The following is a 16495-nucleotide window of genomic DNA, read 5'->3' on the forward strand; positions in this document are numbered from 1 at the left end:
CTCGATGGTCGGTGGGCTTGGCGAACCGGCCCACGGAGCAACCTGCGTCCGGCTATCCTGCCGAACCGTACCGCGACTGGGAGAGCAGCGAGCCGAGAATGGCATCAACACCCACCACCAAGGCACAGGTCCAGGCTTACCAATTCGTCCTGAAGCGGATGCAGTCAGCTCTTGTCCGCCGAGACGCGGTGATGCTGCATGACCCCATGAGCATCCACTCGCGTGCTACAGCGGTGGGTATCGTGCTGGGCGTCCTCGGTCTGATCGTGTTCCTCATCATCGGGCTCTTCAGCCCGGCGCCGAAGCTGGACGACCAGACGCAGATCGCCATCAGCAAGGAGACCGGCCAGGTCTACGTCGTGGACAACGCCCCGCGGCGGTTGATCCCGATGACGAACCTGGCGTCGGCCCGGCTGCTCTGGTTCTCGCGCAACAACCCCGACGCCCAGCAGGGCGTGGGTGGCGGTGACGCCCCCGGCGGCACGGCGGGCCCGCAGGAGGCCGCCGGTGGCGCTCCGAAGCTCGTGAGCGAGAAGGCTCTGGCGAACCTGCCGCGCGGCCGGCTCACGGGTCTGCCCGACGCTCCGGACGTGCTGCCGAAGGGCGACATGCGGATCGACGCGCAGTGGTCGGTCTGCGACACGCTCGACCTGGACGAGTTCCGCGAGAACCAGGCGGCCGAGAACCAGATCAAGACCTCCGTGATCGCGGGCGTCAGCGAGGGCAACCCGCAGCTCGGCGACGAGGCGGTGCTCGTGCAGCAGCGCACCGGCGCCAAGAAGGCCTACCTGATCTACAAGAAGCCGGACAGCCGCACCGACATCTCGTCGTCGACGGTCCGCGCCGAGGTCGACCTCAAGAACGACAAGGTCGTCAACGCCCTCAAGCTGACCGGCAAGCAGGCGCGCTCGATCAGCACCGCGCTGCTCACGACGATCCCCGAGGTCGCCCCGCTGGCCGCGCCGCAGATCCCGAACCAGGGCAAGCAGGCCACCTACATCACCGAGGCGAAGGTCAACATCGGCGACGTGATCCGCGTCGAGCGGCAGGGCGGCCTCGAGTCCATGGTGGTGCTGGAGGACGGCTTCCAGACCGTGGGCGAGACCGTCGGCGACCTCCTGCGCTGGTCGTACGCGAACAACAAGGAGTCGGTGCTGCTCTCGCCGAGCACCGTCTCGAACCGCCAGGCCCCGAAGAACCCGCCCAGGCTCGACTCCTACCCGGTGAACATCCCGGGCACGCTCGAGGCGAACGCCGGCAACACGGTGCTGTGCCTGGGCTGGAAGGCCGACAACGTCACCGAGCAGACCAAGGCCGAGCACACCACGGTCACGATCGGCTCGAAGCTGCCCGGCCCCAAGGACATGACGCCGGTCGAGCTGAACGCGGCGGGCGCCGCCGGTGAGATCGTCGACCAGTTCCTGATGCTGCCGGGCAAGGCCGCGGTCGTGCGGGCGAGCCAGGGCAAGGGCGACTTCGGCACCGGTCCGGTCCAGATCGTCACGGGCCGCGGCGTGCGCTACGGCGTGCCGGACGCGGGCACCGCGACGGCGCTGGGTCTCGACGGGACGTTCCCGCCGGCGCCCAACCAGATCCTGAGCCTGTTGCCGATGGGACCGCAGCTCAACAAGAACGAGGCCAACCGCAGCTACGACTCGATCCCGGTGCCCGGTGGCGTCCTCAAGGATCCGCAGGCGGCCGTTCAGAAGTAGCGGAACCGCTCCGGGTGCATCACCGTCGAAAGGGACGAATGCACCCGGAGTTCTGGTAGGGGGACTGAGCCTTGGCCGGTCGGATCAGCGTCGATGCCGAGTGGTTGGAGAAGTACGCCGACCGCATCGACGGGACGACGGACGATCTCCGGCGGGTGCGCGACACCATGAAGGTGTCCCCGTTGCGCCCGCAGTCGTTCGGGGAGATCGGCAGGACCGTCGGCACCGCGCAGGGCTACGCGCGGGCGGCCGAGTTGCTCAACTCGCAGCTCGCCCGTGCCTGCGACTCCCTCGACGCGGCCGCGAAGGGGCTGCACGCCGTCGCCGCGCAGTACGGGCGGGGCGACGAGGAGAGCCTGCAGGCCATCAAGAAGGTCGAGCGGCGGCAGGGGCTGTGATGGTCGGCGGCAAGGCGGACGGCAGGCAGATCGCGGCCGAGGTCGGTCCCGAGCTCGACTACCTCTCGCGGGTCAGCCGCGAGCTCGGCGTCGTCGACCTCGTGCACGACTTCTTCGACCCGCTGGTGGGCGACTGGGACGACCTGCGCGAGGAAGCCGAGCGGTGGCGCAAGGCCGCGAAGGTGACGGAGGCGGTCACCGGGCACGTCTCCGCGCCGCTCGGCGGGGTCGACGCGCGGTGGGAGGGCAAGGACGCCGACGCGTTCCTCGACCACATGCGCAAAGTGAGTCTCGCGGGCGGCGACATGTCCGACGCGATGAACGCCATGGCGGACGCGCTGGAGGAGACCGCGGACGGCGTCCGCGTCATCGTGCAGGACATGGCTCACGTGCTCGCCGACGCCGCCGATTCGGTGTCCGGCACGGCCGCGCTGCCGCTCGACGGCGACCAGCGCGCGATCAGGCACATCGAGGAGATCAAGCACCCGGTCCGCGAGCTGCACGAGTCCGCGCGGCAGGTGCTGGAGGCGTTCCTCAAGCTCTGCGACGGGGTGTCCGGTGAGGCCGGCGGGTTCGACGCCGTGCGGATGGAGCACGAGTACCCCGAGAAGAACTGGACCTACTCGGCGCCCGCCAAGCCCGAGGCCAAGACGCCCGAACCGGCTGGGGCGTCGGCCACGGCCGCCGCGGGCACCGATGCGTCTCCGGGTGGCGGTGGCGGCCCGGTCGGCGGCGGTGGCGGAGGCGTCGGAGCCGGTGGTGTCGGTTCGGTCGGCGCTCCCGCCGCGGCGGCCCAGCAGCAGATGCAGTTCGGTGGCGCCACAGGCGTCGCTGAGCAGGTTCCGGCCGCGGACGGGGGTGCGAGTGCCGGACAGGCCGCCGCGGCCGCCGGTGGCCGTTCTGGGGCCGCTCCCGGCGGCGGCGCGATGATGGGCGGCATGGCACCGATGATGGGTGGCATGGGCGGCGGGCAGCAGGGCGGCGACAAGGAGCACAAGCCGAAGCAGCGGATCACCGGTTCGATCGAGGACCTGCTCGGCAAGCCCAAGAAGGCCGCGCCCAAGTCGATCGGCGACGACGACTGACCGTGCCGCACCCGCGAACGTGAAACGGCCCCGCTGAAGGACTTCAGCGGGGCCGTTCGACGTTCGCGGGGGCTAGGCGGGGCTGCCGCGCTTGCGGTTGAGCGAATTCCTGATGAACAACGTCAGCGCCAGCAGCAGACCGCCGACGCCGATGCCGCTCAGCGCCACGATGATCGGCGGCCAGTCGAGCCCCTTCGGCGGGGTGACGCTGGTGGTGATCTCCCGCGGCTGCTGCGCCTTGAAGCCGGCGGCCTCGGCGGGCAGCACGGCGGTGAGCGCCGCCATGGGGTTGACCATGCCGAAGCCGGTCTTGTTGTCCTTGCCGGTCAGGCCGCCGGGGTGCAGCGCCGTCGCCTTGAGGCGTTCCATCACCTGGCGCGCCTTGAGGTTCGGGAACCGCTCGCGCACCAGCGCCGTGATGCCCGCGACGTACGGCGAGGCGAAGCTGGTGCCCTTGATGTCCTGCACGCCCTGCGCGGTGACGTTCGCGTTCGTCAGGCCGGTGCCCTTGGGGTCGACGGAGATGATCTCCTCGCCCGGACCGGCGATGCTGACCCACGGACCCCACACGCTGAACGAGGAGACCGCGCCCGACTGCGCGATGGACGCCACGGACAGCACGTCGTTGGCGAACCAGGCCGGCGACGACACCGAGTTGACGGTGGCCGGGTCCATGTTGTTGTTCTGCGCCGCGCAGCCGACGCCCTGGTCGCTCAGGTTGCCCGCCGCGGTGACGACCACGACGTCCTTGACGTCCACGGCGTACCGGATCGCGGCCTGCAGCTTCTGGTCGTCCGCGCTGAAGCCCTTGGGGTTGCTGCAGTTCGTCAGCGAGATGTTGATGACCTTGGCGTCCTTGTCGGCCGCCCGCACGATGGCCTGGGCCAGCGTGCCGACCTTGCCGGCGCTGGCCCGCTTCTCCGGGTTGGCCGCGTTGCCCTCGAACTCGAAGCGGTCGCTGGTCTGGCGGATCGCGAGGATCGTCGCCTCCGGCGCCGCGCCGACGAAGTCGCCCTCGGTCTTGGCCGCGGCGGCGACGCCCGCGACCTCGGTGCCGTGGCCGTCGCAGTCGTCGATGCCGTTCTTGTCGGCGACGTAGTCACCGCCCGGCTCGACCCTGGTGCCGAAGCGCGGGTTGCGCGGGTCGACACCGGTGTCGATGATCGCGATCTTGATGCCCTTGCCGGTCGCGAACCGGTGCGCCTGGTCGAGGTTGAGCTGGACCTGGCCCCAGGGCTTGGTCTTGATCAGCTCGCTCTTCGTGTCGGACTCCACGCACCCCTTGTTCGTCCGCTTGTACGGGACGTCCGGCTTGCCCTCGTCCTTCGGGGGCTGGGTACCGGGTGGCAGGTCCGGCGGCACCGAGTTCGGCCGCGCGGTCGCCGGGGTCGACGACGGCTGAGCGGAGGCCTGCGGCAGGGGCCCCGTCAGCAGAAGCAGTCCGGCGGTCGCTGCCGCCGTGGTGCGCCTGATGCCGGTCCTCATAGCGTGATCAGACCTCGGAAGACGGTGTACATGTCCATGACGGCCAGCGCCAGCGGCAGCACCGAGGCGATCAGGATCGCCTCGAGGATGTCGACGGTGCGGCGCAACGGCGGCGAGAACTTCTGGCCGGGGAAGATCACACCGAGCACCAGCGCGAGCGCGCCCAGCACCAGCAGCGCGCCGAAGACGAACGCGATGCGGTTGAACGACGACGTCGAGATCAGCCAGCCGAGCAGGATGCCCGCGCTGGCGAACATGCCGGTCGACAGCAGTGCCACGGCCTGCGCGCCGTTGGCGTACGCCCGGCCGCGCATCATCAGCACGATCGCGACGACGACGCCGTAGATCGGGCCCCAGACCGTGTCGGCGGACGCGGCGACGATGGCGGCCAGTGCCGCGACCACGCCGGTGCCGATGATCATGCCGGTCAGGTACTCGTGGGCGACGGCCGTGCGGCGCTCGATGACCGCGTACTCCGGGAAGCCGCTGTCCTCCTTGAGGTCCTCGGCGTTCGTCGGCACGACGGGCGGCGGGATCTTGGCCAGCTGCAGCGTGAGCCTCGGCAGCATCGACAGCGCGCCGAGCGCGACGGCGCCCGTCGCGGCGGCGACACCGGTCAGCGGGTGCTCCACGAACGTCGCGACGAGGAACGCCAGCGCCACGAGGGTGCCGCCGGTCGCCGCGGCGATGAACACCGTGATGCCCTGCCCGATCAGCAGGATGCCGCCCCACGCGAAGATCATCATCAGCGCGGAGGCGAGCAGCATCTTCGGGTTGAAGCCCGCGCCGGGCACGGCGTGGAAGCCCGAGACGAACGCCAGCGGCAGCGAACCGCACGCGGCGATCAGCACACCGGTCGACACCGAGCTGTAGGCCCGCGAGATGGTCGCGCCCGTGGCCAGCAGTGCGATCGCGCCGACACCACCGGCGATCGCGGCAGCGAGACCGCTGCCGGCGCCGTTCTCGGTCAGCGGGCCGGACAGGAACAACGCCACCGCGGCCGCGATCAGCGCGAGCGCGCCGGCGATGTGGCCGAACCGCTGCGCGGTCTCCTTGGTCCACGGCCGGAACGAGTCCGGGTCGGACTCCGCGATCGCGTCGACGACGTCGTCGTACAACGGCGGCGGCGGGTTCTCGTTGCGGCGCCGCAACTGCAGCAGGTCGCCGTCGACGACGCCGAGCGACGCCAGCGTGCGCGCCGGGTCGAGCGGGTTGTCGCCGAGCTTGGCGAGGCACCAGCCACCGTGCCGGACGCCACCGTCCGGAGTGGCCTCTCTCGCCATGTCCAGCAGCATCGGCAGGAGATCGGCCACCGCCACGTCGGCGGGCAGCGCAACGTCGATACGCGTTCGCGGTGCCACCACCGTGACACGGCTGAACACCGTCGTACCGGTCGCCACCAGGCCCCCTAAGTCAGATCAGTGCTTACAAATCAACGGCCCGACCTTATTGGTCCACCTGGGCGGTTGTCGGGCGGCCCTAGTATGGACGCACCGACGCATCTTGCACGTGTGGTTCGCAGAACACGTTCGACTGGGTTTGTCCGACCCACCTTCGTGACGCCCGCGGATGCGCAATAGTGTCGGTTGCTACTGGTGGCGTAACGAGTCGAAGAGGTGCCTGTCAGTTGAGCACGCTGCAGTTCAAGCGAACGGCACGCCTTGCTGCTCCCCGGCCTCCTGGCGGTGAGGTCCACCTCGAACCGCCACCCGAGGTCCCCCGGATCATCCCCGGCAACATCATGATGAAGGCGATGCCCGTCGTCATGATCGTCGCGTCCGTCGGCATGATGGGCATGATGCTCGTCTTCATGCCGCGGCAGCCCGCGGCGATGATCATGCCGGGCATGATGATGATCTCGACCATCGGCATGATGGCGAGCGGCATGGGCTCGGGCAAGGGCCAGAAGAAAGCCGAGATGAACGAGGACCGCAAGGACTACCTGCGGTACCTCGGCCAGATGCGCGACCGCGCCCGCGAGGCGGCCGACGAGCAGCGCGCCGAGCGCGAGTGGGTGCACCCGGACCCGCAGATGCTGTGGTCGCTCGCCACCACCCGCCGCATGTGGGAACGCCGCCAGAACGACCCGGACTTCTGCCACCTGCGCGCGGGACGGGGCTCGCAGCGCCTCGCGACTCGTTTGGTGCCACCGCAGACCGGTCCCGTCGAGGAGCTCGAGCCGATCGCGACGCTGGCGCTGCGCCGTTTCGTGCGCGCCCACTCGCTCGTGCCCGACCTCCCGATCTCCATCGCGCTGCGCGGGTTCGCCGCGGTCGGCCTGCTCGGCGAGATCGAGGACCGCCGCGACCTCGCGCGCGCCCTCATCGCCCAGCTCGTCACCTTCCACGCCCCGGACGACCTGCTGATCGCGATCGTCAGCGCGGGCCGCACCAAGCAGCTGTGGGAGTGGGCGAAGTGGCTGCCGCACGCGCAGCACCCCACCGACATCGACGGCATCGGCCAGCGCCGCATGATGGCGAACTCGCTCGCCGAGATCGAGGCGATGCTGGACGAGAACCTGCGCGACCGCCAGCGGTTCACCCGCAACGCCCCGCCGCCGCCCGACCAGCCGCACATCGTGATCGTCATCGACGACGGCGACATCAGCCGCGAAGAGATGATCATCCTCGAGGAGGGTCTGGTCGGCGTCACGCTGCTGGACCTGTCCGAGTGCCTGGGCAACCTGACGGCACGGCGCGGTCTGCGCCTGGTCGTCGAGAACAACCAGCTGGGCGCCCGTTCCGCGACCGGTGTCGAGTGGTTCGGCGGACCGGACCGGCTGTCCATCGTGGAGTCCGAGGCCCTGGCCCGCAGGCTCTCGCCCTACCGCATGGGCGCGGCCGGCGAGGCCGGTGGCGACACGGGCGAGGACCCGTTGGCGATGAGCAACAACCCGCCGATCCTCGAGTTCATGGGCATCCCCGGCGACCCGATCACGTTCGACGTGCAGCAGGCGTGGCGGCCCCGGCCCAAGCGCGACCGCTACCGCATCCCGTTCGGCATCGGCGAGCACGGCCAGGCCGTGGAGCTCGACATCAAGGAAGCGGCCGAGGACGGCATGGGCCCGCACGGCCTGTGCATCGGCGCGACCGGTTCCGGCAAGTCCGAGTTCCTCCGCACCCTGGTGCTGGGCCTGCTGGCCTCGCACTCCTCGACGGCGCTCAACATGATCCTCGTCGACTTCAAGGGTGGTGCGACGTTCCTCGGTCTGGACAAGGCGCCGCACGTCGCCGCGACGATCACCAACCTCGCCGGCGACCTCAGCCTCGTCGACCGCATGAAGGACGCCATCGAGGGCGAGGTGTCCCGGCGCCAGGAGGTCCTGGCGAAGGGCAACTACAAGAACGTCTGGGACTACGAGAAGGCCCGTGAGAACGGCGCCCAGCTCGACCCGCTGCCCGCGCTCTTCATCTGCATCGACGAGTTCTCCGAGATGCTGACGGCGAAGCCGGACTTCATCGACATCTTCCTCCAGATCGGTCGTGTCGGCCGGTCGCTGCAGATGCACATGCTCCTCGCGTCGCAGCGACTGGAGGAGGGCAAGCTGCGCGGTCTCGACACGTTCCTCTCGTACCGGATCGGTCTGAAGACCTTCAACGCGGCGGAGTCGCGCGCGGCGATCGGTGTGCCGGACGCCTACGAGCTGCCGCCGATCCCGGGCTCGGGTTACCTGAGCGTGCAGGGCATGCCGCTGACCAGGTTCAAGGCGCTCTACGTCTCGGGCACCTACCGCCCGGCGGGCATGCAGTCCGCCGGCGAGTCGGTGGCCGTGCGCAGCGACAAGCGCCCGCGGTTCTTCGTGCCGGACTTCATCGAGATCCCGAAGGAGCCGGAGCGCCCGGCCGAGCCCGTGAAGGTGGCGGCGCCGGTCAAGGAGGACGCGAACGAGCCGACGCAGCTCGAGCTCATCGTCGACCGCCTCGTCGGCCAGGGCCCGCCCGCGCACGAGGTGTGGCTGCCGCCGCTGGCCGAGCCGCCCACGATGGACACGATGCTGCCGCCGCTCGACGTGACGCCGGACCGCGGTCTCACGTCGCCGGGCTACCCGGCCAACAGCACGCTGCAGATCCCCGTCGGCGTGGTCGACAAGCCGTTCGAGCAGCGCCGCGACCTGCTGTGGGCCGACTTCTCCGGTGCGGCCGGCCACGGCGCGGTCGTCGGCGGCCCGCAGGCCGGTAAGTCGATGATGCTCAGGACGATCATCGCGTCGATGGCGCTCACGCACACGCCGGAGGAGGTGCAGTTCTACTGCATCGACCTCGGTGGTGGTTCGCTCGCCGCGATGGAGGACCTCCCGCACGTCGGTGGGTTCGCCGGTCGTCTCGACGTCGACAAGGTCCGCCGCATGGTGGCCGAGCTGCAGACGCTGATCGCGGAACGCGAGCTCCGCTGGCGCGACCAGCGCATCGAGCTGGCCGAGTTCCGCAACCGCAAGCGTCGCGGTGAGATCAAGGACGACGCCTTCGGCGACGCGTTCCTGATCGTCGACGGCTGGATGAACTTCCGCCAGGAGTTCGAGATGGTCGAGCCGCAGATCCAGGCGCTCGCCGCGCAGGGTCTGTCCTACGGCGTGCACGTGATCGTCGGTGCCAGCCGGTGGGCGGAGATCCGGCCCGCCATGAAGGACCTCCTCGGCACGCGCTTCGAGCTCCGCCTCGGTGACCCGAGCGAGTCCGAGGTCGACCGCAAGGTCGCGGTCAACGTGCCGCCCGGCAGGCCCGGTCGCGGCATCACGATCGACGGTGCGACGGGCCGCAAGCTGCACTACCTCGTCGGCCTGCCGCGCATCGACACCTCGCAGGACCCGAGCACGGTGACGGCGGGTGTCGCGGACCTCGCGGCGAAGCTCAACCAGTCCTGGCAGGGCCCGCACGCCCCGCAGGTCCGGATGCTGCCCGACCTGCTCGACCACGGGCAGTTCATGGCGCACGTCCAGCAGACGAACCCCCACCGCGGCCGCCTGGTCCCGGTCGGCGTCAACGAGGACGAGCTCGCTCCGGTCTACATGGACTTCGACGCGGAACCGCACTTCGTCGCGCTGGCGGACGGGGAGTCGGGCAAGACGAACATCCTGCGCACGATCGTCCGCGGCATCATGCAGAGCTACACCTCGTCCGAGGCGTTGATCCTGCTCGCGGACTACCGCCGCACGATGCTCGGCTTCATCGACACCGACCACCTGCTCAGCTACGCGGTCTCGGGCCCGCAGTTCACGCAGAACGTCCAGGAGATCCGCGGCTCGCTCGCCGGCCGCATGCCCGGCCCGGACGTCACGCAGGAACAGCTCAAGAACCGCTCCTGGTGGAAGGGCCCTGAGGTCTTCGTCGTCGTCGACGACTACGACCTGGTCGCTCCCCAGGGCGGTGCGAACCCGATGCAGCCGCTGGCCGAGTTCATCCCGCAGGCGAAGGACGTCGGTCTGCACGTGGTCGTCGTCCGCCGCATGGGTGGTGCGTCCCGCGCGATGTACGACCCGATCATCGGCAAGCTGAAGGAGATCTCGGCGCCGATCTTCGTCGGTTCCGGCTCGAAGGAGGAGGGCAACATCGTCGGCAACCTCAAGCCGTCGCCGCAGCCTCCCGGCCGGGGCACGCTCGTGACCCGCAAGCACGGTCAGCAGCGCATGCAGTTCGCCTGGATCACGCCCGACTAGGAGCGCGGTCCGGAAACGTCTTCGTGGGTGGTCCCGCCAGTGCGGCGGGGCCACCCACGAGTCGTTCACGGGCTTTGCCGCGCAACGGAAAAGACCCGCAGCCGAAGCTGCGGGCCATGACCGGACGGCAGGGGACCGTCCGGTTCCCCCCAGCACCGCCGCGGTCAAGAGGGAGGCGACCGCGCCGGCTTCCGAGTCCGCTCCTCCGAGTCACCCCCCAGGTCTGACTCGTCGAATCGGCTGGTCAGGACTATGCCTGACGCCGCTCACGCATCGCTCACGTCTTGATGACGCCGTGTCGCCGCGCGCTCACGGAGGAAGGAGACCCGCGGCCGGAGCCGCGGGCCTCCACCGGACGGCAGGGGACCGTCCGGTTCCCCCTCGAGCCGGATCTCCGCCCGGACCGCACCACTGGGGAGGGGCGGCCCTGGTGAGCCCGGCGATCGTGACGTCCCCCCAGGACATCGATGTCACGATCGCCGCACCGGCTGAGGACCACGGTGCCCGCAGGACTTCCGGGCAACGGATGAGCGGTGCTGGTGGCCCCCCAGGAACCTTTGCCACCAGCACCGCTGAGGAACACTCTGCCCGGCGCCGCTCACACTTCGCTCACACCGCGATCACGCACCGTCTAGGCTGGCTGCGGAACCTGGGGGGACCATTGCGAGCCGAGTACCGCGTGCTGGGGCCGTTGGAGGTGCTGCTCGACGGCGAACCGGTCCCCGTCCCGGGCGGCCGGTGCCACGTCCTGCTGGCGACGTTGTTGCTGCGGCCCAACCGGTTGGTTCCCGTCGACGAGCTGGTCGACCACGTGTGGGACGGTGATCCGCCGACGGCCGACCGCGCCCACAAGACGTTGCAGATGGTCGTTCGGCGGTTGCGGGTCGCGCTGGGCGAGGCGGACTGCGTGCGCACCCTGCCCGGCGGCTACCAGGCGGTGGTCGACCCCGAACAGCTCGACCTGCTGCGGTTCCGGTCGCTGGCCGCCTCCGGTGACTTCGGTGCCGCGTCGGCGTTGTGGCGCGGGCCCGTCCTCGGCAACGTGCCGTCGGAGCGCCTGCACCGCGACGACGTGCCGCGGCTGGCCGACGAGCGGCTCGCGGTGCTGGAGCGGCGCATCGACGCCGACCTCGGCCACGGGCTGTCCGGCGAGCTGGTGGCGGAGCTGCGGTCGCTGGTCTCCGAGCACCCGCTGCGGGAGTCGTTCTGGCGGCACCTGATGCTCGCGCTGTACCGGTCGGGGTGCCAGGCCGAGGCGTTGCGGGCGTACGAGGACGTCAGGGGGCACCTGGCCGACGAGCTCGGCGTCGACCCGTGTCCGGCGCTGCGGGAGCTGCACCAGCGGATCCTGCGCGCGGACGTCGCTCACGGCACGCGTCCGCAGGTGCCGCGCCAGCTGCCGGGGGCCGCGGGGAACTTCGTCGGCCGGCACGAGGAGCTCGGGCTGCTCGACGAGCCCGCCGGCGTCACGGTGGTGCACGGCGTCGGCGGCATCGGCAAGACGACCCTGGTGCTGCACTGGGCCCGCGCCGTCCGCGACGAGTTCCCGGACGGCGACCTCTACGTGAACCTGCGGGGGTTCGACCCGGACGGTCAGCCGGTCGATCCCGCGACCGCCGCCGAGACGTTGCTCGTCGGGCTGGGCGTGGACGAGGTCCCGGCCGGAGCCGAGGCCCGGTTCGCGTTGCTGCGCACCACGCTTGCCGGTCGGCGGGTGCTGCTGGTCCTGGACAACGCCGCCGCGTCGCGCCAGGTGGTCCCGCTGCTGCCCGGCGCGCCCGGAGTGCGCGTCGTGGTCACGAGCCGCAACCAGCTCCGCTCGCTCGTCTCCCGGCACGGCGCGACGTCCATCGGCCTGCGGCAGCTGGGGTTCGAGCACGCGCGGTCCCTGCTCGCCGCCGTGCTCGGCGAGGACAGGCTCGACGCCGAACCGGAACCGGCGCGCCAGATCGTCCACCGGTGCGCGGGGCTGCCGCTGGCGCTGCGGGTCTTCGCCGAACGGGTGTCGCGCTTCCCGGACACGTCGCTGGCGGAGTTCGTCGCGGAACTGGAGAGCGCGCGGCTCGACGCGTTGAGCGACTTCGACGACGTGGACGTGCGCGCGGTCTTCTCGTGGTCCTACCGCGCGCTGGACGAGGAGTCGGCGCGCATGTTCCGGCTGCTGTCCGTGCACCCCGGAGCCGACTTCGACGTGAGCGCCGCCGCCGCGCTCGCGGGCCGGTCGGTCTCCGAGACGCACGTGCTGCTGGAACGCCTGGTCGCGGACGGCCTCGTGCAGACGCGGTGGCTCGGCCGGTACTGCCTGCACGACCTGCTGCGGGCCTATGCGGCTGAGCTGTGCGGGGACGACGAGGCCGCGGCCCTGCGGTTGACCGAGTGGTACGTCCACACGTTGGAGAACGCCACGGCGTCGCAGTGCGGCGAGCTCCGGATGCGCGCCGGTGAGGTGGTCTCCGGTGTGGTGCCGCAGGAGTTCTCCTCCAGCTCCGACGCGCTCTCGTGGCGGCGTCAGGAGTGGGACAACCTGAAGTCGCTCCTCTTCGCCGCTCTCGCGCGCGACTGGCAGCGGCCCGCCCGGTTGATCGCGGTGCACCTGCACGACTACGCCGTGGAGCAACCGGCGCGGCTGGCGGAGGCCGTCGAGGTGCTGGACGCCGTGGCGGGGTCCGGCCCGGCGCGCGAGCAGGTGGTGGTGCGGCTCGGGCTGGTGTCGCTGCACGAGCGGGCCGGCCGCCTGGACGACGCGCTGCCCGCGTGCGAGGAGGCGTTGCGGCTGGCCAGCGAGGCGGGCGAGGCGCACGCGGAGGCGGCGGCGTTGATCGCCATGTCCGGCCTGCACCGCGAGCTCGGCAGGGTGGACGAGGCGTTCTCCTGCGTCCTGCGCGGTCTCGAGATCGCGGCCGGGGTGGAGTCCCTGGAGTGCGCCGCCCACACCGCCCACGCGTTGCTGCTCCACGCTTCCGGCCGCGCCACCGAGGCACTCGCCGCCATCGCGTCCGCTGAGGAGCTGGCTGTGGACGTGCACCTCGAGCTCCAGGTGCGCGACCTCCGCGCCGCCGTGCTGGTCAGCCTCGGCCGCCACGCCGAGGCGGTGCCCGAACTCCAGTCACTGGTGAAGGCCGTGGAACGCCTCGGTGACGCCACCCGCACGGCGGATCTCCTCGAACGGCTGGGAACGGCCTTGCTGGAGCTGGATCGGCGTGATGAAGCCGCCGTCGCCCGGCAACGCGCCCTGCGCCTCCTGCGTGGTCCAGGACACGGGCGAGCGGACGTGGTGGCCGAGTTGGAGTAGCCGGGCGCCGCCGCGGTGCAAGAGGTGCACCGCGGCGGCGCCGGACGACAGCGGCCCCCCAGGCAGTTCCTGTCGCTGTCGTCCTCGGCTGGTGATGAGCATGCCGACACCCGCTCACACCCCGGTCACACGTCGATCCGGCCGGGGGACGAGCAGGTGCGGGAAGTGGAGCTGGAGAGGTGATGGTGAACGTCGAGTTCCGGGTGCTCGGCCCGCTCGAGGTGCTCCTCGACGGGGAGCAGGTGCCCGTGCCTGCCGGTCGCGTGCAGGCGCTGCTGGCGACGTTGTTGTTGCGCCCCAACCAGTTCGTGTCGGTGGACGAACTGGTTGAGAGGCTGTGGGACGGCGAGCCGCCGACGGCCGGCCGCGCGCACAAGACGTTGCACATGGTCGTGACCCGCCTGCGCAAGGCGCTCGGCGCCGCGAACCGCGTGCGCACGGTGCCGGGCGGCTACCGGTTCGACGTCGACCCCGACGAGCTGGACCTGCTGCGGTTCAGGGCGATGGTGGCGGCGCAGGACTTCACGACCGCGACGTCGCTGTGGCGCGGCCCGGTGCTGGGCGGCGTCGCGTCGGACTCGCTGCACCGCGAGGACGTGCCGGGGCTCGAGGCGGAACGGCTCGACGCGCTGGAGTCGCGCATCGGCGCCGACCTGCACCGCGGTCTCGGCCGGGAGCTCGTCGCCGAGCTGAAGTCGCTCGTCACCGACCACCCGTTGCGGGAGTCGTTCTGGCGGCAGCTGATGCTCGCCCTGTGCCGCGCGGGCCAGCAGGCCGAGGCGCTCGCCACCTACCAGCGGGTGCGCGAGAAGCTCGCGGACGAGCTGGGCGTCGATCCCGGCCCGGCGCTGAGGGAGCTGCACGAGCAGGTCCTGCGCGGCGAGGTGCCCGCGGGCGGGCGCCAGGTGCCGCGCCAGCTCCCCGCCGGTGTGCGGAACTTCGTCGGCCGCGACGACGAGCTCGGCCTGCTCGGCACCGCTGGCGGTGTCACCGTCGTGCACGGCGTCGGCGGCGTGGGGAAGACCGCGTTGGCGCTGCGCTGGGCGGCCGGGGCGCGGGAGGACTTCCCCGACGGCGACCTGCACCTGAACCTGCGCGGCTTCGACCCGGAGGCGCATCCCGTCGACCCGGCGGCCGCGGCGGAGACACTGCTGGTGGGGCTGGGCGTGGACAAGGTCCCCGCCACTCCGGACGCGCGGTTCGCGTTGCTGCGCACGACGCTCGTCGACCGGCGGATGCTGCTCGTGCTCGACAACGCCGCCTCGGCGCGTCAGGTGCTGCCGCTGCTGCCCGGTGCGCCCGGCGTGCGGGTGCTGATCACCAGCCGCAACCAGCTCCGCGCGCTGGTCTCGCAGCACGACGCCACCTCGATCGGTCTGCGGCAGCTGGACCTGGACGCGGCGCTGGCCCTGCTCGCGGCCGTGCTCGGCGCCGGACGGCTCGACGCCGAACCCGGTGCGGCACGCGAGATCGTCGAACGGTGCGCGGGACTTCCGCTGGCGTTGCGGGTCTTCGCCGAACGGGTCGCGCGGTTCCCCGACGTGTCACTGGTGGAGTTCGTGGCGGAGCTGGAGGAGGCACGGCTCGACGCGCTGACCGACTACGACGACGTCGACGTGCGGGCGGTGTTCTCCTGGTCGTACAAGGCCCTGGACGCCGAGTCGGCCCGGATGTTCCGGCTGCTGTCCGTGCATCCCGGGGTGGACTTCGACGTCAACGCGGCGGCGTCCCTGGCCGGTGTCACCGCCGCCCAGGCCCGTCGTCTGCTGGAGCGGCTGGTGGCGGACCACCTCGTGCAGTCGCGCACTCCCGGCCGGTACGACCTGCACGACCTGTTGCGCGCGTACTCGGCGGAGCTGTGCGGCGACGACGAAGAAGCCGCGCTGCGGTTGACCGAGTGGTACGTCCACACGCTCGAGAACGCGACTTCCCGCGACAGCGCGCGGATCGTCCTGCGCGCTGATCCCGTGGCCTCCGGTGTCGCACCGCAGACCTTCTCGTCCTGGCACGACACGCAGCGGTGGCGTCGCCAGGAGTGGACCAACCTCAAAGCCGTCGCGTTCGCCGCGCTCTCGAGGGGCTGGGAGCGGCACGCCGTGCAGATCCCCGTGCACCTGCTCAGCTACCTCGTCATCGACCACCTCCACCGGCACGACGCAGTCGAGCTCTTCGAGGCGGTGCGCGGGCTCGGCTCCGCGAAGGAACAGGGCCTCGTGCACACCAAGCTGGCAGTGCTCTACGACCTGATCGGCCGGCCGGAGGACGCGCTGCGCAGCTTCGAGGTCGGGCTGCCGCTCGTGCGGGCGAAGGGCGAGCGGGTCTCGATCGCCGGGGTGCTGGGCAACATCTCCAAGGTCTACAGCGCGCTCGGGCGCAGGGAGGAAGCGGAGACGTACCTGCGCGAGTCCCTCGCCATCGCGGCCGAGATCGGTGACCGCAACCTGCAGATCATCGGCCACTGCAACCTCGCCAGCCGGTTCAACCGCGCCGAGCAGTGGGAGAAGGCGCTGAAGGAGACCGATCTCGCCGCGCCGCTGGCCGCACAGCACGGCGACGAGTTCCTCGTGGTCCGGGTGCGCGCCTACCGCGCCGCCGCGCTCGCCGGGTGGGGCAGGTACACCGAAGCGGAGCCGGAGCTGCGTGCCGTCGTCGACTTCATGAAGGGCGTGGGCGACACCGACGGTGTGACCGACGGGCTGGGACTGATCGGGGACGTCCTGGTCGGTCAGGGCAGGCTCCGCGAAGCGGCCGAGGCCTGGCAGGAGGCCGTCGACGTCTACCGGTCCAGGAACGACCCGCGGGCAGACGGGCTGGCCGCGCGGGTGGAGGCGCTGCGCTGACCTCTTGAAGGCGACCTTCGTCATCCATGT

At 71.1% G+C, this 16495-nt stretch carries 8 protein-coding genes; 6 read left to right on the plus strand and 2 right to left on the minus strand.

All coding sequences use genetic code 11. The features are described 5' to 3' along the window. Positions 1–98 precede the first annotated feature (98 nt). From eccB to IE307_RS13440, 3 genes are all read left to right on the plus strand, one after another. On the plus strand, positions 99–1712 hold the full coding sequence (eccB, locus tag IE307_RS13430) for a type VII secretion protein EccB (protein ID WP_191298202.1): 1614 nt from the start codon (positions 99–101) through the stop codon (positions 1710–1712). Positions 1713–1783: 71 nt separating this feature from the next. Then, positions 1784–2110: a type VII secretion target gene (locus IE307_RS13435; protein WP_191298203.1), complete on the plus strand. Its 327-nt coding sequence runs from the start codon at positions 1784–1786 to the stop codon at positions 2108–2110. Next, positions 2110–3195 (plus strand): WXG100 family type VII secretion target, encoded by a 1086-nt coding sequence (locus IE307_RS13440; protein ID WP_191298204.1) that lies wholly within the window; start codon positions 2110–2112, stop codon positions 3193–3195. The genes IE307_RS13435 and IE307_RS13440 overlap by 1 nt, the downstream gene beginning before the upstream one ends. Before the next feature lie 72 nt (positions 3196–3267). On the opposite strand, the gene mycP is transcribed toward IE307_RS13440, so the two are convergent. Both mycP and eccD read right to left on the minus strand, forming a co-directional pair. Continuing rightward, positions 3268–4680: a type VII secretion-associated serine protease mycosin gene (gene mycP, locus IE307_RS13445; RefSeq protein WP_191298205.1), complete on the minus strand. Its 1413-nt coding sequence runs from the start codon at positions 4678–4680 to the stop codon at positions 3268–3270. Continuing rightward, complete coding sequence (gene eccD, locus IE307_RS13450; RefSeq protein WP_191298206.1) at positions 4677–6080, minus strand: type VII secretion integral membrane protein EccD; 1404 nt, start codon at positions 6078–6080, stop codon at positions 4677–4679. Before eccD ends, mycP begins: the two co-directional genes overlap by 4 nt. Positions 6081–6307: 227 nt before the next feature. Between eccD and eccCa the strand changes: the two genes are divergently transcribed. From eccCa to IE307_RS13465, 3 genes are all read left to right on the plus strand, one after another. Further along, positions 6308–10333, plus strand: coding sequence for a type VII secretion protein EccCa (gene eccCa, locus IE307_RS13455; protein WP_191298207.1), 4026 nt, complete (start codon positions 6308–6310; stop codon positions 10331–10333). Positions 10334–10994: 661 nt separating this feature from the next. Beyond that, positions 10995–13625: an AfsR/SARP family transcriptional regulator gene (locus tag IE307_RS13460; protein WP_191298208.1), complete on the plus strand. Its 2631-nt coding sequence runs from the start codon at positions 10995–10997 to the stop codon at positions 13623–13625. Between the two features lie 182 nt (positions 13626–13807). After that, a complete protein-coding gene (locus IE307_RS13465) occupies positions 13808–16465 on the plus strand; it encodes an AfsR/SARP family transcriptional regulator (protein ID WP_191298209.1) in 2658 nt (885 codons plus the stop codon). Positions 16466–16495: the final 30 nt, after the last annotated feature.

Source organism: Lentzea cavernae, from assembly GCF_014653695.1.
Taxonomy (GTDB): domain Bacteria; phylum Actinomycetota; class Actinomycetes; order Mycobacteriales; family Pseudonocardiaceae; genus Lentzea; species Lentzea cavernae.